The sequence below is a fragment of the Anatilimnocola floriformis genome (genome assembly GCF_024256385.1).
GTDB lineage: Bacteria > Planctomycetota > Planctomycetia > Pirellulales > Pirellulaceae > Anatilimnocola > Anatilimnocola floriformis.
This window is the reverse complement of the sequence record NZ_JAMLFW010000002.1, coordinates 1,623,296-1,641,963: the sequence shown is the minus strand read 5'-3', so window position 1 is coordinate 1,641,963 and position 18,668 is coordinate 1,623,296. Positions and strand designations below refer to the sequence as shown.

The following is an 18,668-nucleotide window of genomic DNA, read 5'->3' as shown; positions in this document are numbered from 1 at the left end:
GACTCAGCCGAAATGGCGCGAGGATGGCGGTCTTCGTTTTCGCCACCACGATTCCAAGGATGCCTCATGTCGCTGGCGCGACCTGGATTGCTGAAGCAATCCAGGCTATCTATCTGACGCGGACGCCCTAAATCGGCACGCCGTTCCAGCGGGTGAAGGCTTCCATCGCAAAGTATTCAGGCAAGCCGACCTGGTTGTAGCGGGCGGCCGTGCCGGTGTTGCGGTCTTCGGCCCGTTGCCAGAATTCCCGCGGGTCGCTGCCGGGGAAGAGGGCTTCGTCCTTTTGACTTTGGTGCATGAAGATCGCCTTGCGCTTCTGCAGAATGTCGCCGGGGCTGAGCGGCACGGCGATTTCGATTTCGTGCAGTTCATATTCCTGCCAAGCGCCGCGATAGAGCAGCGCCTCGGGCCGGGAGCCTTGTTCGTTTTCGATCTGTTCGAGAGCACGGAAAATGGCTTGCGCACAGACGCGATGCGTGCCGTGCGGATCCGAGAGGTCGCCGGCGACGTAGACCTGATCGGGCTTCACGTCTTCGATCAACTTCTTGATGATCTGCACGTCTTCATCGCTGATCGGCTTCTTGGCGATCGTGCCGGTGCGATAGAAAGGCAGGTCGAGATTGTGGAGATGCTCTTCCTTCGCACCGACCTTGTAGGCGCCGGCCTTGGCTTCGCCCCAGCGGATGAGGGCTTTGATTTTTTGCACGGCATCGATGTCGCAGCCGCCGGGAATCTTGCGGTCGAGGGCTTCGTGCACTGTGCTTTCGACGAGCAGGCTCCGCTCGGTATCGATGCCGAACATGCGGTTGTATTCGGTCACCAGGTCGGCGATCCGCTGGGCGTCGTGATCGAAGACCGCGATGTTGCCGCTGGTCATGTAGGCAATGTGCACTTCATGGCCATCCTCGACCAGGCGGATGAGCGTGCCACCCATGCTGATCACGTCGTCGTCGGGGTGTGGGCTGAAGCAGATGACCTTTTTCTTTTCTTTGCCGGCTGGGTGATATTCGATGGTGTGCATCAGATGGCTGAAGACCGCATGCGCGATCTTCGGGGCCGGGCCGTGATGCCGCAGCAGCTGATGCAAGCCGTGTTGCCGCAGATCATCGTCGGTCAGCTTCAGCAGGCTCTTGCCGGTTTTGTCGCACAGCCAGATCATCGCCCGCTTGATGAGGGCTTCGTTGAATTCGACGTTGCCGAGGGCCCAGGGCGTTTCGCTGCTGGTCAGTTTGCTCGCGGCGGCAGTATCGACGAGGACCGTCGCATCGCTGTGCTCTTGCAGGTACGAAGCGGGCACGCGCGGCGTGACCGATCCTTCGGCGACCTCCTTGATGATCGGCGCTTTGTGTTCGCCGAGCGCGAGGAGCAGAATCTTTCGCGCGTCGAAGATCGAACCGAGGCCCATCGTGATCGCTTGCGTTGGCACGTTCCATTCGCCGAAGAAATCGCTCGCGGCGGCGCGACGCGTGACCGGATCGAGCGTGCACAACCGCGTGCGGCTGTTGCGCACGCTGAAGGGTTCGTTGAAACCAATGTGGCCGTTGCCGCCGATGCCGAGGATCATCAGATCGATGCCGCCGGCCCGTTCGATTTCGCTTTCGTATTCGCGGCAATAGGCGTCGATATTCGCCAGCGGCACGTCGCCGCGGGGAATGTGAATGTTCTCCGGCTTGACGTTCACCTTCGAGAAAAACTGCTCGTGCATCCAGCGGTGATAGCTTTGCAGCTGATCGGGGGTCACGCCGTAATATTCGTCGAGATTGAACGTGATCACGGCCGACAGGTCGAGCCCTTCCTCGCGATGCATGCGGGCCAGCTCGCGATACACGCCCACCGGCGTGCTGCCGGTCGGCAAGCCGAGCACGGCGCTTTGGCCGAGGGCGTTCCGTTCGCGAATGATGCCGGCGACGATGCGGGCGACATGCCGGGCGAGATCTTCGCCCGTTTCAAAGACATACGCGGGAAGATGCGTGCCCGCCGCGCGGCGAGCCTTGGTTGCAGCTGCAGTGCCAGTAGCCATGATTCTCAAAAGATGGTGCGTGCGAACACGCAGACAAACGGGCGGGCCAAGAGGAGCCTCTAGTATGCCACGGAGGGAGCGAAGAGGCGAGGGGCGCGGGAAAAGGGCGGGAGGTGGGAGGCGAGAGACGAGAGGTGGGGGAAGAGCCCTGCCTAGGTAGCCCGACGCGTGAGCGAGGGTTTGGGCGCGTGGACTTTCGGTCGACCAACGTGCGGCAGCACCAATGGGAGCGAGATAACCGCGGGCCTGATCAGCTCTGGATTTTCAGCACTTGCATGTATCGATCTTGCATAGCCTGAAAATCCTCGGGGGTGCAACTGAAAGGTTCCAACTGCAATCGCTTGGCAACAAACTGTAAAACACGCACTTCGCGATCATCTAGCACATACCCCTTCGAGTGATCCGATTTTGAACTCGGTTTCCAATCTGGCGTGCCGTAAACGTGCAGTGCCTCTGTGGGGCTGTAGGAGAGTTGCTCCATCGCGAAATATCCACGTCGCAGACCCATGCGCAAAAACGTGCGAAAGTTTTCGGCCAAGATGCAATTCTCATTGCCAAAATTGGACGGTGCTGTCAGCACGACGGGGGAATTAACGCCAACCCGATCATCGCGCACGAGAAAGCTGAAATGGACTCCATCGCCCCCCGTTGACGCGAAAGCGACGGTATTCGTTGGCGTGCATGAATATCCACCATGCGTCAACTGGTCAGGATTCCGGAAAGTCACTCCCAGTGCCTCAATCCCGTTATTCCGTTTACTGGCGAACTGCTGTTTGATTTCACCGTCGAGCTTCCACAACTCGTCGAACAACGGGAGATCAACAGTAACCTTGACTTCATTCACTGGTCTGCTCGATTCGCCGTGCATACAACCTCCACCAACGAGCACCAATCCACTCGCGAGCGGAATGAATTCGCGGCGGCTGAGTTTGCGAGGATACATTGGTTTTCTCTTCTCTATAACACTAACGAAGATGAGTTCTCGCCGCGAATAGGTAGCCCGACGCGTGAGCGAGGGTTTGGGCGCGTGGGCTTTCGGTCGACCAACGTGCGACAGCACCAATGGGAGCGGGATAAACTTACCTGCGGCAACAACCGCCGCCGCGAGTGGTGCTATCGCACGTTGCCGCGAACGACGTCCTCGTGCCCAAACCCTCGCTCACGCGTCGGGCTTCCTTATGACCACTCCCGAACACACCCTCGTTGGCATTCATCTCGCGCTCGCGGCGGGTTGCCATCGTTATTGGGGTTGGCCGGCCGTGGCGATGGCGGGGATTGCTTCAAATGTGCCTGACTGGGATGGTCTGCCGATGCTGATCGATATGCAGCGGTTCGAAGCAGGCCATCGCGTGTGGGGGCACAATCTGCTGGCCATCCTGTTCGCCGCGCTCGTGCTGGGCTGGTCGCAGGCGCAGTTTCGCTGGATCGAACGAATCGGCGACCGCGTGCGGCGATACTTTTCACCGGCGAGTGAAGCGCAAGCCAGTCGGCCGCTCCTCAGCACGCTGCTGGTCTTCACGCTGATTGCCTTCGTCGCGCAGCTGGTGCATCTGCCGTGCGACATGGTGGTCTCCGGCGGCGAAGGGCTAACCGATTGGCTGGTCCGGCCCTTCTGGCCGTTCTCGAAGGCGGGCTACGTCTTCCCGCTGATTCCGTGGGGCGATGTCGGACCCACTGTCATTCTGATGGCTGGCGCAATCGTACTCGCCAAGCGACCAGCGAACACTTCGCTGATCGCGCTGCTGACGCTCTTCGTCTTAGTCGCCTATCTAGTGGTGCGAGGCTATTGGCGATAAGGCTCAACTACTTCGCCTTTCCCTGCGCACGAACTCCGCCACCTGCGCTCCCACCGGCAAAGCCACCCGCCATCGCGCCTGGACCGAAGCCGCCGCTGCCATCGCCGAAGCTTTGTGTGCCGTTGTTCGCATTGCCCGGGCCGCCGAAGACGCCGCCAACGCTCACACCCACGCCGCCGGTCACCGTTCCGCCGCTGCCGCCAAAGCCTCCCTGGCCAAACGCAAAGCCACTCGCCGAGCCGCCGGCAAATGCAGCGGCCGAGTTGCCGCTGAATGGCGATTGTGCGGGCGATCGGTTGGAACTGGTTTCGTTGGCGTTCATCGTCGACGAACGCTTTTCACTCGCGACGTTGTCGAGAAACTTCTTCGCGGCGGCGACATCGCGCGTCGAGAATTGCATTTCCTTGGTGCCGCCCACTTTGCGCGCAACGAGGTTCGTCAGTTCATCCCAACCAATATCATTCGCCACATGCCAGGCCGCGGCTTGGGCGGCGCGCTGATCGATCTGCTCGGTGCCCAGCGACGTGAGCACGGCGGCGAGCTCCGGCTTGTCGCTCACACTCTCGAGCGGTTGCAGTTCGTACTTCATCCGGGCATCGGGGCTCGGCTTGCCGTACTCGAGACAGACCGACTCGGCTTTGATTTTGATCGCCCGACCGGCGGGAATGTTGAAGATGCCGGCGTTGAACAAGTTGCCACCTTGCTGATTGCCCCGCTGCTGATTGCCGCCGTTCATGCCGAGGCCCAACTGCTGCGGCGCTTGCTGCTGGTTGTTGCGATTGCCGCCGGCATTCGGAAAGCCATTGAACAAGCCGCCCGGCTGCTGCGCGAGCACCGGCACGGCAGCGAGTGCGGGCGGCAGCTGAATCGTGAGGGGCCGTTCGGTTTTGTTCTTCAGTTGAATGGTGACCCGCCGCTCGTTCTGCGGCACGACACCCACTTCCAGATCGCCGGCTTTGACGGCGGCAAACACATCGACCGTATCGGGAGCGGGCTCGGGAGTAGCCGCAAAGGTCGGTTGAACGCAGGGGGCTGCGAACGCAACCGCAGCCAGGACAAGAAACAGACGACGCGACCGCCAGGCAGCAAAGAAGCAAGACATCGGGGCACCTAAGACTTCTGTTCCGACAGCCAGCAACGGCACGAAGAGAATTGCGCGAATTGTTGCCAGCAGAGCCCCTGCGATGTTTTGTATGGTATCGACCGGTGGGGTAGTAAGCAAGCAGAAAAAATGGGTAGCAAAGAGTACCCGAACCAAATTATGGCAACCGCCACTTCACTCTGGCGGGGCTTTTTTAAGCGCGGTTAGAATCAAACGTGATTGGCCGCGACCTAGAGGAGACTCCCAATGCCGGGCGACCAGCGACATACGATCAGCGACTTGCGGGAGCAATATGCGTGGACCGTTCGTGCGCTGGAAGGGGTGGAACGTCCCACTTTCCTCTTTCGTTTCTTCTTTTGGATATTCTGCCGGTCCAACGGTTGGGATTCTCGCGAATCGAGAAAACAGGTGAGTCAGGCGAGGAGAAGAATGAATCAGCACATTGGCATCATCGACGCTATGACGCCATGGGAACGGGAGTGGCCGGAGATTATCAGTTTTGCTCGTCAGTATCGCATCGCTCAAGGCGCCGGCGTCTGCCCCAGTGAAGTTGGCTACTTCCTGCAGCATCTCTTCGCCCTGAAGCAAAAGGAACGCGAAGAACAAAACCGTGGCAGCGACGCCATTTAACCAAACAGCGGCAACCGCCAACCGCGGATGATCGCGCCGCCGAGCACGACCAAGCCGAGCCCCAATAGAGCCAGCATGACGCGCGCCCCGGTGCGCCCCGCGAATTGGCTGAGCCAGCGCGATTTTTGCAGGTCGAGCAAGAACTGATTGTTCGTGGCTGCGCCGAAGATGAACACGAGTCCCACGAGGCAGGTCACGGCCCCAACGAGAATGTCTTGCATGAGAGGACTGGCGAAAAGAAACGGCGAACGAACGGGTTAATGTTCCACCGTAAAGATTCCCCGCCGCGAACGCAATTGCGCTGCATGGCGTTTGTGCTTTTTCGTGTGCCACTGGACTCAACCAGTGCCGATCGGCAATGGGAGATTGAAATGCAGGCCAAGGCAACTTCGCGACTTCTGGCACGAGTTGGACTGTCAGAAAATTGGCCGTTACCAAAACAACCAATGAATCGCAGCGCAACCTCTTGCCACAATGGCCAGTGTCCACCGCGAGCCGAACGCCGCCGCCCCTCGCCCATCAACACTGGCTCTGGCCAGTGGCACACCAAGGCACCTAATTCGCTTCACTCAAATGCGAAACCAAATGCGGCAAGAATGTCCGCCAGGACGCATATTTCGGATTCGTCAATTTCTGCAACAGCAGCGGATTGGCTTTGGGCTCGGCCGGCGGGGTCTTCAGCAGCATATTCGCTTCTTGCGGCGTCTTGCTTCCCTTTTTGGTATTACAACCGACGCACGAGCAGACGACGTTTTGCCAGCTCGTCTCGCCGCCGCGGCTACGAGGCATGACGTGATCGAGGCTGAGCTGATGCGACGGGAAGGACCGGCCGCAGTATTGGCAGCGATGGCCGTCGCGGGCAAAGAGGTTGCGGCGATTGAAGCGGAGGGTACTCCGTTGCGGCCGATCGTATTCGAGCAGCCGGACGACGCGCGGCACTTGCACTTCGAAGCGCACGCTCTGAATCCAATCTTCATGAGGCTGCTTGTCGGACGAGCGAAAGGCGCTCATTTCGCACCAGCCCGAGAAGTCGTAATTGCAAAACTGGCCATCCTCGAGATGGATGATCTCGGCACATTCTCGATAGAGGAGAATGAAGGCCCGGCGAACAGAGACAACATGCACGGGGGAATAGAAACGATTCAGCACCAAGACGCTAGAACTCAAGATTCGGTCTGAGTCCGCTTCGATCACGCAGAATCCCTCCGCAAATCGGCGAGGGCATGATCCTCTCAAGGAACCCAGCCTGTCGAGGAACCCGGCTCGTCGATGTAGAACAAGGGGCACTGAACACATTCCATTCTACTCAGTGCGTCAAGCGGCGGGAAAGAGGGAAAGGGAGGTGTCGCGCAGCGGGCGGACGTGAACTCATCACATCCCTGAACCCAGTGAGGAGACCCGCCGATTCGTAATTCTCCCCCTGTCCGCTCGGGCCCCTAAACTCCTACAATGACAGGATTCGGCACGGAGGAATCTGAACAGGAATACAGGGGCTCATGCCAGCATCGGACATCGTCATCAAAGGGGCTCGCGAGCATAACCTGCGCGATGTGTCGCTCGTCCTTCCTCGCAATCAACTCATCTGTCTCACCGGCGTCTCGGGCAGCGGCAAAAGCAGCCTGGCCTTTGACACGCTGTATGCCGAAGGGCAGCGTCGCTATGTCGAAAGCCTGTCGAGCTACGCCCGGCATTTCTTGGGTCAAATGCCCAAGCCCGACGTCGATTACATCGGCGGCTTGAGCCCGTCGATCAGCATCAGCCAAAAGTCCAGCGGCAACAATCCGCGCTCGACCGTCGGCACGATCACCGAAATCTACGACTACCTGCGCGTCCTCTACGCCCGCGTCGGCCAGGGACACTGCCCGAAGTGCGGCCAGCCGATCACCGCGCAATCGCGCGAAGAAATCCTCGCCCGCATTCAGCAGCTGCCCGAGGGGAGCAAGCTGAACATCCTCGCGCCGCTGATTCGGCAGCAGAAGGGTGAATACAAAGATCTGTTCGAAGACTTGCTGAAGCAGGGCTTCGTGCGCGCTCGTGTCGACGGCACCGTCGTGCAGCTGAACGCCAGCCAATCGCTCGATCGGCAGATGCGGCACGATATCGAAGTGGTTGTCGATCGGCTGGTTCTGCGCCCCGATATTCGCCCGCGCTTGAGCGAAGCCGTCGAAACCGCGCTGAAAATGGGCGGCGGCAATCTAATTGTCGCGCTCGATGACGAAGCGGCAGCGAAGAAATCAGTGCCCGTTCCGGAGAACGAAGAAGCTGAAGCAGCCGAGGAAGAAGTAACTGCCAAGGGCGCGAAGCAGAAGCGCCGCGCGGCTCGCGCCGGCGATATGCTGTTTTCGTCCGACTACGCCTGCACGACGTGCGGCTTGTCGTTCGAACCGCCGAGCCCGCAGCTCTTCAGCTTCAATAGCCCGCAAGGGATGTGCGCCGATTGCGACGGCCTCGGCGTGATGTATTCGCTGTCGCCCGAGTTACTCATTCCGAATCCGAAATTGTCGTTCAAAGAAGGAGCTATCGAACTCATCGGGCCCTGGCACGAGCTGGGTCGTTGGCGGCGGCACATTTATCAAGGCGTGGCCGATACGCTCGAGCGCAAGCACAAGTGGGAAGACGGCACGCTGCTGGAATCGCCCTGGAACAAGTTGACCGTCGAGCAACAGCGCGTCTGGCTGTATGGCACCGACAAAGAGCACATCACGTTCACTTGGCGGGGTGGGCAAGCGCCGATGATGTACGGCGGCAAATTCGAAGGGATCATTCCCGAATTTGCCGGCAAGCACAAAACCAGCAAAAGCAAGATGCAGCTCAAGCAGCTCGAAAAATACATGAGCATGGTCGGCTGCCCGACCTGCCATGGCGAGCGACTCGTGCCGCAAGCTCGCGCGGTGCGCATCACGACGTCGGCGCCGGGTTTTGAAGAAAATCCCGTCCGTACACTGCCGCAGATCTGCAATCTCGCGGTCAGCGACGCTTCGGCGTTTTTCGCCGGGCTGCAACTGACCGACACTCAGCAGATCATCGCTGCCGAAGTGCTCAAGGAAATCCGCACCCGGCTCGGCTTCTTGATCGACGTCGGCCTCGATTATTTGTCGCTCGATCGCACGGCCCCGACCCTTTCCGGCGGTGAATCGCAGCGGATCCGCCTCGCCGGCCAGATCGGCAGCGGCCTCGTCGGCGTGCTCTACATTCTCGACGAACCGTCGATCGGTCTCCATCCGCGCGACAACGATCGCTTGCTCGCCACGCTCCGCCGTTTGCGCGACATGGGCAACACCGTGATCGTCGTCGAGCACGACGAGGACACCATCTGGGCCGCCGATCAGATTCTCGATTTCGGTCCAGGCCCCGGCGTGCGCGGCGGTGAACTTGTTGCCCAAGGCAAACCCGGCGAAGTGCTGCGGACGGAGCGGAGTGTCACGGGGCAGTTTCTGTCGGGCGAACGCGAAATCGCCGTGCCGAAGACTCGCCGGCCGCTCACCGGCAACTTTTTGCGAATCCTCGGCGCCGAACAGAACAATCTGAAAAACGTCGACGTCGATATTCCGCTCGGCGCGTTCGTGTGCGTCACCGGCGTTTCCGGCAGCGGCAAGAGCTCACTCGTCAGCGACATTCTGGTCGAGACGCTCCATCGCGACCTGAACAAGGGCGAAGGCAACCCCGGCAAGCATCGCGCCATCGAAGGGATGGAGCATCTCGACAAGCTCATCGCCATCGATCAAACGCCCATCGGCCGCACGCCGCGGAGCAATCCCGGTACGTACATCAAACTGTTCGACGAAATCCGCGATCTCTTCACGCAGTTGCCCGAAGCCAAACGCCGCGGCTTCAAGCCGGGCCGCTTCAGCTTCAATGTCGAAGGGGGCCGCTGCGAAGCCTGCGAAGGGAACGGCAGCACGAAGCTCGAAATGGACTTCCTCGCCGACGTGTGGGTCATGTGCCCCGTCTGCGAAGGAAAACGCTTCAGCCGTGAAACATTGCAGGTCCGCTTCAAGGACAAGTCGATCGCCGATGTGCTCGACATGGACGTGCAGCAGTTGCTCGATGTCTTCGCCAATGTGCCGAACATTCATCATCGGCTGCAAACACTGCACGACGTCGGCCTCGACTACATCAAGCTCGGTCAGCCGTCGCCGACCCTCAGCGGTGGCGAAGCCCAACGCATCAAGCTGGCCCGCGAACTGGTGAAGAAGAGCACCGGCAAGACGTTGTACTTGCTCGACGAACCGACGACCGGCCTCCACTTCGCCGACATTCAGTTGCTCTTGAAGGTGCTGCACAACTTCGTCGAAGCCGGCAACACCGTCCTCGTCGTCGAGCACAATCTCGATGTGATCAAAACGGCGGACTGGATCATCGACATGGGCCCCGAAGGTGGCGCTGCCGGTGGCCGGTTGCTCGCGGCCGGCACGCCCGAAGACATCGTGAAGTGCGAAGAGTCCTACACGGGCCGCGCGCTGAAGAAGATCCTCGACGGCTCCGCCGCGAAAGAGGCTCGCGAAAAGGCCTACGCTGCGCTCACACCCGTCGAAGAAAAGAAAAACGGGAAGAAGAAACCCAAAAACGACAAACCCGAAGTCGTCACGCAAGGCCCGCCGGAACTGGCGACGCACATCGTCGTTCGCGGTGCGAAGCAGCACAACTTGAAGGACGTCAGCGCGCGAATCGAGCGCGACAAGATGACGGTCTTCTGCGGTCCCAGCGGCAGCGGCAAAAGCTCGCTCGCGATGGACACCATCTACGCCGAAGGCCAACGGCGATATGTCGAGAGCCTGTCGAGCTACGCCCGGCAGTTCGTTGCCCAAATGCAAAAGCCGATCGTCGATCACATCGACGGCTTGTCGCCAGCCATCGCCATCGAGCAGAAGAACCTCGGCCACACACCGCGCTCGACCGTCGGCACGGTGACGGAGATTTACGATTACCTGCGGATCATGATCGCCCGTCTCGGTCAGCTGTATTGCCCCGATTGCGATATTCCCGTCGGCACGCAATCGGCCGATCAGGTCGTCGATACGATCCTGGCCGAAACGCCCGGAGCCAAGCTGTTCCTAATGGCGCCGATGGAGATCGAGGTCGGCCAGCAGTATGCCACATTATGGGAAAGCCTCCGCGCGAAGGGTTACAACCGCGTCCGCGTGAACGGTGTGTCGCACGAACTCGGTGCCGTGCCCGAAATCGATCGCCGTCGCAAGCACAAGGTGGAAGTTGTTCTCGACCGCGTGATCGTCAAGGAAGAAGCCCGCTCGCGCATCGCCGGCAGCGTCGAACAAGCCCTCGCCCTCGGCAAGGGTGTGATGCATGTGGCCTACGCTCAAGACGACGTGCCCGAGAACAAATGGAAGGTCGTGCCGCACAGCCAGCATCTCGCCTGCCGCGAGTGCAATCGCAGCTTCGAGCCTCTCACGCCGCACAGCTTTTCGTTCAACAGCCCGCTCGGTTGGTGCCCATCGTGCGAAGGCCTCGGCGTGCAAACTGGCGCCAATCCCGCCGCGCTCCTCTCCGATCCCAAGCTCACGCTGGCTCAAGGCGCACTCGCCCTCTGGCCCGATCTCACCAAGCCGCATGCCACCGCGATGCTCGAAGCGCTGAGCGCCGGCACCGGCGTGCCGCTGGATGTGCCCTTCGATCAGTTACCGCACAAACAGCGGCGGACGATTCTCTACGGCGCGGAAGAGCAATGGTTCGATGTGCTCCCGCCTGGTTCGACGGCGAAAAAAGCCAAGCCGCTGTTCCGCTTTCAATTCAAGGGTTTGTATCCAGCCCTCGAAGAAGCATCGAAACTGTCGCCGCTCCTCCGCATTCGCCTCGAGCAACTCGTTGCCGATGTCGAGTGCTCGACCTGCGGTGGCAGCCGCTTGCGCGACGACGCCTCCGCCGTCCGCTTTCGCAATCAGACGATCGGTGACATCGGCCGCATGCCGCTGGGACAATTGCAGAAGACGATCAACGAGTGGAACCTCAGCGAGCGCGAACGAAAGATCGCCGGCGAATTGCTCCGCGAAATCATGGGGCGGTTGCAGTTCCTCCTCGATGTCGGTCTCGACTATCTGTCTCTCTCGCGTCCCGCGGCAACACTCTCGAACGGCGAAGCCCAGCGCATCCGCCTGGCCAGTCAGCTCGGCAGCGGCCTGTGCGGCGTGCTGTATGTGCTCGACGAACCGACCATCGGTTTGCACCCGCGCGACAACACTCGGCTCCTCGGCGCGCTCCACAAGCTCCGCGATCTCGGCAACACGCTGATCGTGGTCGAACACGACCGCGAAGTGATCGAGCATTGCGATCACCTTCTCGACTTCGGCCCACGGGCAGGACGACTCGGCGGTGAGATTGTCGCGAACGCTCATCCCACGGAGCTCGATTCGCAGCCGCGTTCGGTTACCGGTCCTTATCTCAGCGGCCGCAAGGCGCTGGCCGTGCCGATCACGCGCCGCACGGGTCAGCCGCTAACGGCAGCGACGCTCGCCGATCCGCTGGAAGATTGGGATGCGACCGCGCCGAAGAAAAAGAAGAAGGCAGCGCCGAAGACAACCAGCGAAGCCGACAAGCCGAAGCCTGAAGTCGCAGCACCGACGGCGTACATCGAAGTTCTGGGCGCGCGGCACAACAATCTCCGCAACGTCAACGTAAAGATTCCGCTCGGCACGCTGACGGCCATCACCGGCCCCAGCGGCAGTGGCAAAAGTACGCTCATCGAAGACGTGCTCTACGCTGCCGCGGCCCGGTTGCTCCATCGCGCTGCCATCATTCCCGGCCAGCACGACAAGATCACCGGCCTCGAGCACGTCAACAAGATCATCCGCGTCGATCAACAGCCGCTGGGCAATTCGCCGACGTCGAACCCCGCGACGTACACCGGTTGCTTCGAGCTGATCCGCACGCTGTTTTCGCAACTCCCCGAAGCCAAGGTCCGCGGCTATTCAGGCCGGCGGTTCAGCTTCAATGTTCCCGGCGGTCGCTGCGAAGCCTGCGAAGGAAACGGCCAAAAGCGGATCGAAATGCACTTCCTGCCCGACGTGTGGGTCGAGTGCGATGTCTGCCGCGGCAAGCGTTACAACCCTGAGACACTGGCGGTCATGTTCCATGGCCATTCGATCAGCGATGTGCTCGACATGACTTGCGGCGACGCCCTCAAGCTCTTCGAGAACATTCCGAAGATCCGCCGCATCATGCAAACGCTCTGCGACGTGGGTCTCGATTACCTCACGCTCGGTCAGCCAGCGCCGACCCTCTCGGGCGGTGAAGCTCAGCGCGTGAAACTCGCTGCCGAGCTCTCGCGGCCCGACACCGGCCGCACGCTCTATCTGCTCGATGAACCGACGACCGGTCTCCACTTCGACGATCTCGCCAAGCTGCTCGAAGTGCTGCAGCGGCTCGTCGATCTGGGTAACACGGTCGTGCTGATCGAGCACAATCTCGACATCATCAAGAGCTGTGACTGGATGATCGACATGGGCCCCGACGCCGGCGAAGGCGGCGGCCAGGTGGTCTGCAGCGGCACGCCCGACGAGGTCGTCGCGCGGCACTTGGCGATGACTGGCGGTTCGCAAGCGACCGGCAAGAAAACGGCGAAAAAGAAAACGCCCGCGCCGTCGCCTGCCGTCATCGATGCGAACGACAGCGGACTCTACTCGCACACGGCCGCCGCCCTCGCGCCGGTCTTGCTCGCGGGCCCCTTTGCCGATCGGCAGAAGTACGATCCGCAGCAACTCGATCAAGAGAAGCAAGGCGATCTCGACATCACCGAAGTCGGCAAGACGGTGAAGATGCCGTGGGAAGTCGACGGCCGCAAGTGGCACACCGAAAGCCGCGTTGGCCGCACCGGCGAACCCTGCAAATGGGACGGCCGCATCTTGGCCGAAGTCGTCGACAAGATTCACGAGCTCGGCGAGTTCAGCGAGACGGACTGGAGCGAGCGCAGTGTCGTCGAGATCGCCGCCGCCAAGAAGAGCGACGGCTGGTTCTTCCACGCGATTACCGGCGAGACCTGGCTGCTGAAGCTCAAGTTCCGCGTTTACAAGGGAACGTTTAAGCGAGAAGCACTGCAGGAGCGGATTCAACTGAAGACCCTCAACGAGCTCTCCGATCTGCCCATTTATGGCAACGAGCCGCGGGTGAAAGTGAAGACGCTGCAAGGGCCGTGGCAGGAAATCGAGATTCGCGTCCACACGTTCGAAGAAGTCGACACGCCGGAGTTCTGGCAGTTTGTCAACGACGCGGTCGCGGGCTTCTTCAAGTACACCGAGAAAGCGACGGTCGCTCCCGAAGACGTTTCGCCGTGGAAAATCCTCGGCCAAAAGTGGCACTTGCTGCGGAAAGGTTTTCCGCCAGGTCGCACGGTCGAATGGAAAGCGGAGACGCTGGAAGAGCTGTGCGAACTGCTCAAGGAAATCGCGCCCGACGCGGAGTTCCTCTGGAGCAACCAACAGCTGGTGCGAATCCTCGTGCCGCAGCAGCGCGAACCATGGGCCACCATCTACACCAAGCGGCCGCAGTCGCTGCTGCTCGTACTGAACGGCCCGAAGGGGAAGTTTGCACTCGGCGGCATCACCAATCTGGGCTCCGCGCGGGAGTTCGATGATTTGAGCAAGGAGCGGGACATCATCAAGTTGCATTTTGCGAACATCGAGCAAGTCCATCAGCCGGAGCTGCGAACATTCCTCACGCAGCACCTCGCCTCGCTCGGTGGCAGCCTGAAGGAGATTGCCTCGTGAGTGAACGACTCGTTGCTCCCACATTCCTTTTCCGTTTCGCCGCGCCCTGCTTGTACGCGCAAGACATCTGGTCGGCGAAAGGCGCCAACCTCACGCCGAAGCACATTCTCCCTTGCTTCGGCGAGCTCGAAGGCAAACGCATTCACACCGAGGTCCGCGCCGGCTGGAGCGAAGCCGGCCTGGCCTTTGTTTTTCACATCAAGGGAAAGACGCAAGCGCCCTGGTGCCGCGATTCGCGCATTGACGATAGCGACGGCGTGCAGATCTGGATCGACACGCGCAACACGCAGAACATCCACCGCGCGGGCCGCTTTTGTCATCGGCTGGCCTTGTTGCCCCTCGGCAACGGCCGCAAGCTCGACGAGCCGTTGATCTCGCTCCTCGCCATCAATCGGGCGAAAGAAAGCCCGCGCGAGATCGATCCGCGGCAACTGCAGATCAAGTGCGAACGCAAACACGACGGCTACGTACTGCAAGCGTTTCTACCCGCCGCGACTCTGACGGGTTTCAATCCCACCGAGCAACCCGCCATCGGCTTCACCTACGCCGTGCTGGATCGCGAACTGGGCCCGCAATGCTTCACCGTCGGCCAGGAATTCCCGTTTGCGGAAGACCCGAGTTTGTGGGGCACGCTCAACTTGTCGAAGTGAGCACCGGTCCTTGGATAGCCTCGATTGCTTGAGCAATCGAGGCCGCGCAGCGGCAAGAGGCATCGTGTCTCTAGTCATCCACAACGGGCGTCAGCCATCGGCTCGATCCGGGGCGTAAAGTACACGACCGCTGCTCGTAGCATCCGCCTCAACAGCTATGCCTCTTTTCGCTGGCGCGACATCGATTGCTGAAGCAATCGATGCTATCCGGTTCGGCACTTTTTGTTTGATTCGTCCGCGTGCATCGACCACAATCCCGCGATGCGGAATTACGGTGATATCCTCAATCGGCCGAAGGTTTTCTTCATTACCTTCAACGTCTATCGTCGTCGCCGTTTGCTCGATCTTGATCAACCCAAGCGGATCATTCTCGGAGTCTTGGAAGCATTGCGTCTGCAAGCCGGTCTGAAGTGCATCGGCTTTGTGATCATGCCGAATCATGTGCATGCGCTGCTCTGGATTCCAGCCGGGCAATCGCTGAGCTTCGTGATGCACGAGTGGAAGCGCCGGTCGAGTTTGCTGATTCGCACCTGGTACACGGCGAAGGCCGCGAACTACTTTCGTGAGTTCGGAATGGGGCGCCGATTCTGGCAGCCGAAGTACTATCCGTTTGAAATCGAGTCGCGCGAGAAGGCTGAAGAGATACTCGATTACATGCATCTCAATCCAACTCGCTCACAGCTGGTGCAGCGAGCGGTGGATTGGAAGTGGAGTTCGGCGCGGTGGTATCTGGCGAGGCGGACTGTCGGTGTCCCAATTGAGTGGGTCGATTTCTAGCACCTCGGATAGCATCGATTGCTTCAGCAATTGATGTCGCGCCAGCGAAAAGAGGCATCGCGATTGACGCGAATGCTGCGAGAAACGGCTGCTACGCGTCGAACGAAAATTTCGATGTTCAACGCCCCATGGAAGATGACAGGAGACAGCGATGCCTCTTGCCGCTGCGCGGCCTCGATTGCTTCAGCAATCGAGGCTATCTAACGTTTCTTCAAAACCTACTTGGCCTGGGTTGGGCGACGGTTGGCTTTGAACTTGAACTTGCCGCTGCCGCCGTAGTTCTTGGCGTTGGCAGGACGAGGCACGTTGGCGCCGCGAGCGGGACGTTCAGCACGGTCGGGACGATCGCCAAAGGGGCGCCCTTCGCCGCGGGCCGGACGATCACCGAAAGGACGGCCTTCGCCCCGCGCGGGTCGATCGCCGCGGAACGGACGACTTTCGCCACGAAACTCGCCGCGTCCTTCACCACGACGTTCGCCGTGGGGTCGGTCACCGTGCGGACGATCGCCACGTGGGCGGTCGCCGAAGGGCCGATCACCATGCGGCCGATCGCCGCGAGGACGATCACCATGTGGCCGTTCAGCGCGAGGCCGATCAGCAGCGGGACGATCGTTGCGTGGGCCGCCAAACGAGCGATCTTCGCGAGGACGATCATTCCGCGGGCCGCCGAACGAGCGTTCGCCCCGTTCAGCACGAGGCGGACGATTGCCACCGCCGCCATTGCGTGGACCGTCGAACCGCTTGCCACGAACAGCACCGCCGAAGCGGAACTTGCCCGGCGGAGGAGCAGCTCGTTGCGGAGCCGGCGCGACATTCAGGACTTCGATCCCTTCCGGGTGATCCTTTTGCACGTCCAGCTTGCGATTGATCAGTCGTTCGATGTCGCGCAGTTCGATCCGTTGTTCCGGATCGCAGAACGAAATCGCCAGACCCGATTGTCCAGCCCGGCCGGTGCGGCCGATGCGATGCACGTAGGTCTCTGGCTCACCCGGCAGGTCATATTGAATGACGTGCGTGATGTTGTCGACATCGATGCCGCGAGCCGCGACGTCGGTGGCGACGAGCACTTGGATCTGGCTGGCCTTGAACGCATTCAGCGCACGTTGGCGAGCATTCTGGCTCTTGTTGCCGTGGATCGCTTCGCAGCGAACACCGACGCGCTCGAGTTGCTTGCAAACGCGATCGGCGCCGTGCTTGGTTTGCGTGAAGACAATCGTCCGCGAGAACCCGGGCCGTTGCACGAGTCCCGTCAGCAGATCGGCTTTCTGAGCCTTCGTCACGTGATAGACGTGTTGATCGATCAGTTCCGTCGTCAGCTTCTCGGGAGCGATGGTCACGATCGCCGGGTTCGACAGAATCTGTTCGGCCAGTTGCTTGATCGGACCAGGCATGGTCGCCGAGAACAATAGCGTCTGCCGTTCGCGCGGCAGGAAATTGATGATGCGGCGAATGTCGGGCATGAAACCCATATCGAGCATGCGGTCGGCTTCGTCGAGCACAAACATTTCGATCGTGCTCAGATCGACCCAGCCTTGCTGCGTCAGATCGACGAGGCGACCGGGCGTGGCAATGATCAGATCCACACCCTGCTGCAGCAGGCGAACTTGCGGGTTCTGGCTCACACCGCCATACACCACGACGTCGCGCAGCCGAGTGCCCTTGCCATACGTGCGAAAGCTATCGGCGATTTGCGAAGCCAGTTCGCGCGTCGGCGAGAGAATGAGCGCCCGCGTCGGCCGGCGATACTTGGGAGCATGCCGAGTGCGCGAAAACGCCTTCAGCATGTGAGCGTGGCCTTGCTCATCCTCATGAAACCGGCCATGCGTCGCCACCGAGTTGTGCTCGGCCTGCGGGGCTGGTTGCGGTTCGGTGGTGAGCAGCTTCGTCAAAATCGGCAGCGCAAACGCAGCCGTCTTACCCGTGCCGGTCTGGGCACAGCCGAGCAGATCCATGCCGGCCAGCAGATGCGGGATCGACTGGGCCTGGATCGGGGTGGGGTTCGTGTAGCCTTCGGCCAACACGGCGCGCAGAATCTCTGGCGCTAGTTCTAGCGATTCAAATGACATCAGAGGGTCTCTAGAGAGATCAAGTCTCTCTTCTGGGAGCGTCCCAGGACCAAAAAGCAGCGACCGCAACAAACAGGCGGCAGCGAAAAAACCATTGGACCTGGCGGAAATCCAATGGGCAACATTCACCTCAAGGATCAATCCGTCTTCCGTTCTAACACGCTGCCCGCCGAACGGTCCAGGGGAGAAATATCGCAAATCGCCGCGAAATCTCAAATAACCAAATACTCTACCGCTCTCCCGCAGCTCGGGCTCGCGCCGGGCAAATCCCCAGTCCGCCGCTGCCCCAAACCACTCTTTCGGACGATGGAAAATATAACAGGTAATGCAGTTTTGTTTTCGCTGCAAGTCATTCCATTCTAGTCACTTGCGACAAGTCATCGACTCCGCCGCATAACCTTTTATAACACCTCCCAAGCGCGCCTATTCCGAGCCGCGCGGTGGAGTGGCCAGCAATTTTTAAAACAACCCGCCCCCCTTTCATACCCCCAGAATATAACAGGTGATGCAAAAGATCATTTCATCCACAAGTCATTGCCAGGCCAGACTTAAGAACAAAACGGGCCGGAATATCGAGGCTCCAATATCACACTTTATCACCATCAAACGGAGCGGTCGCAACGCATTTTGAACAGGTCCAGATAACGCCTGCTCGTTTCACCTACCACGCAGCCAAATAAAGAGGGCCGTTCTCAGCGCGCACCGGTAGCGCGACGACAACTGTCGTTTTCAAAAACATCGACCTAATTGAGAAAGATCAACCGCCAATTAAATGCGAATGTGACGACAACTTAGGTCATATGTTTGCAAAAAATGCAGCCATTCACGCCAGCGACGCTGTCGTAGCGAACGACGGGAGGGCGAGGCTCTGTCACGCGACACAAAGTTTTGCCGCGTTAATAGCGACATA

Annotated in this window: 11 protein-coding genes; 5 read left to right on the top strand and 6 right to left on the bottom strand. The window is 60.2% G+C overall.

Annotation, left to right across the window (positions count from 1 at the left end; translation table 11 throughout):
• Positions 1-127: 127 nt before the first annotated feature.
• Together nagB and M9Q49_RS31075 are read right to left on the bottom strand one after the other, a co-directional pair.
• On the bottom strand, positions 128-2,020 hold the full coding sequence (nagB, locus tag M9Q49_RS31080) for a glucosamine-6-phosphate deaminase (RefSeq protein WP_254513199.1): 1,893 nt from the start codon (positions 2,018-2,020) through the stop codon (positions 128-130).
• 250 nt (positions 2,021-2,270) lie between these two features.
• Positions 2,271-2,963, bottom strand: coding sequence for a hypothetical protein (locus M9Q49_RS31075; RefSeq protein WP_254513197.1), 693 nt, complete (start codon positions 2,961-2,963; stop codon positions 2,271-2,273).
• A gap of 235 nt (positions 2,964-3,198) precedes the next feature.
• Between M9Q49_RS31075 and M9Q49_RS31070 the strand changes: the two genes are divergently transcribed.
• The gene (locus M9Q49_RS31070; RefSeq protein WP_254513196.1) at positions 3,199-3,816 is read left to right on the top strand and encodes a metal-dependent hydrolase; all 618 of its coding nucleotides are present in this window, start codon (positions 3,199-3,201) and stop codon (positions 3,814-3,816) included.
• A 7-nt stretch (positions 3,817-3,823) separates the two neighbouring features.
• Here M9Q49_RS31070 and M9Q49_RS31065 read toward each other — a convergent pair whose 3' ends face one another.
• Positions 3,824-4,918: a hypothetical protein gene (locus tag M9Q49_RS31065; protein WP_254513194.1), complete on the bottom strand. Its 1,095-nt coding sequence runs from the start codon at positions 4,916-4,918 to the stop codon at positions 3,824-3,826.
• 246 nt (positions 4,919-5,164) lie between these two features.
• Between M9Q49_RS31065 and M9Q49_RS31060 the strand changes: the two genes are divergently transcribed.
• Entirely contained in the window at positions 5,165-5,548 is a 384-nt protein-coding gene (locus M9Q49_RS31060; RefSeq protein WP_254513192.1) for a hypothetical protein, read from the top strand.
• Here the strand turns inward: M9Q49_RS31060 and M9Q49_RS31055 are convergent.
• The gene (locus M9Q49_RS31055) at positions 5,545-5,769 is read right to left on the bottom strand and encodes a hypothetical protein (RefSeq protein ID WP_254513191.1); all 225 of its coding nucleotides are present in this window, start codon (positions 5,767-5,769) and stop codon (positions 5,545-5,547) included. The two genes, M9Q49_RS31060 and M9Q49_RS31055, sit on opposite strands and share 4 nt — an antisense overlap.
• A gap of 334 nt (positions 5,770-6,103) precedes the next feature.
• Positions 6,104-6,715 carry an HNH endonuclease gene (locus tag M9Q49_RS31050; RefSeq protein ID WP_254513190.1) on the bottom strand — a complete coding sequence of 204 codons (612 nt, stop codon included), beginning with the start codon at positions 6,713-6,715 and terminating at the stop codon, positions 6,104-6,106.
• Between the two features lie 329 nt (positions 6,716-7,044).
• On the opposite strand from M9Q49_RS31050, the gene uvrA reads away from it, so the two are divergent.
• The 3 genes from uvrA to M9Q49_RS31035 all read left to right on the top strand — a co-directional run bounded on the left by uvrA (position 7,045) and on the right by M9Q49_RS31035 (position 15,692).
• Positions 7,045-14,265, top strand: coding sequence for an excinuclease ABC subunit UvrA (gene uvrA / locus M9Q49_RS31045; protein WP_254513189.1), 7,221 nt, complete (start codon positions 7,045-7,047; stop codon positions 14,263-14,265).
• Complete coding sequence (locus M9Q49_RS31040) at positions 14,262-14,915, top strand: hypothetical protein (RefSeq protein WP_254513188.1); 654 nt, start codon at positions 14,262-14,264, stop codon at positions 14,913-14,915. The genes uvrA and M9Q49_RS31040 overlap by 4 nt, the downstream gene beginning before the upstream one ends.
• A 261-nt stretch (positions 14,916-15,176) precedes the next feature.
• A complete protein-coding gene (locus M9Q49_RS31035) occupies positions 15,177-15,692 on the top strand; it encodes an REP-associated tyrosine transposase (protein ID WP_254513186.1) in 516 nt (171 codons plus the stop codon).
• Positions 15,693-15,910: 218 nt separating this feature from the next.
• Here M9Q49_RS31035 and M9Q49_RS35855 read toward each other — a convergent pair whose 3' ends face one another.
• Positions 15,911-17,758: a DEAD/DEAH box helicase gene (locus M9Q49_RS35855; RefSeq protein ID WP_315861213.1), complete on the bottom strand. Its 1,848-nt coding sequence runs from the start codon at positions 17,756-17,758 to the stop codon at positions 15,911-15,913.
• Between the last annotated feature and the right edge of the window lie 910 nt (positions 17,759-18,668).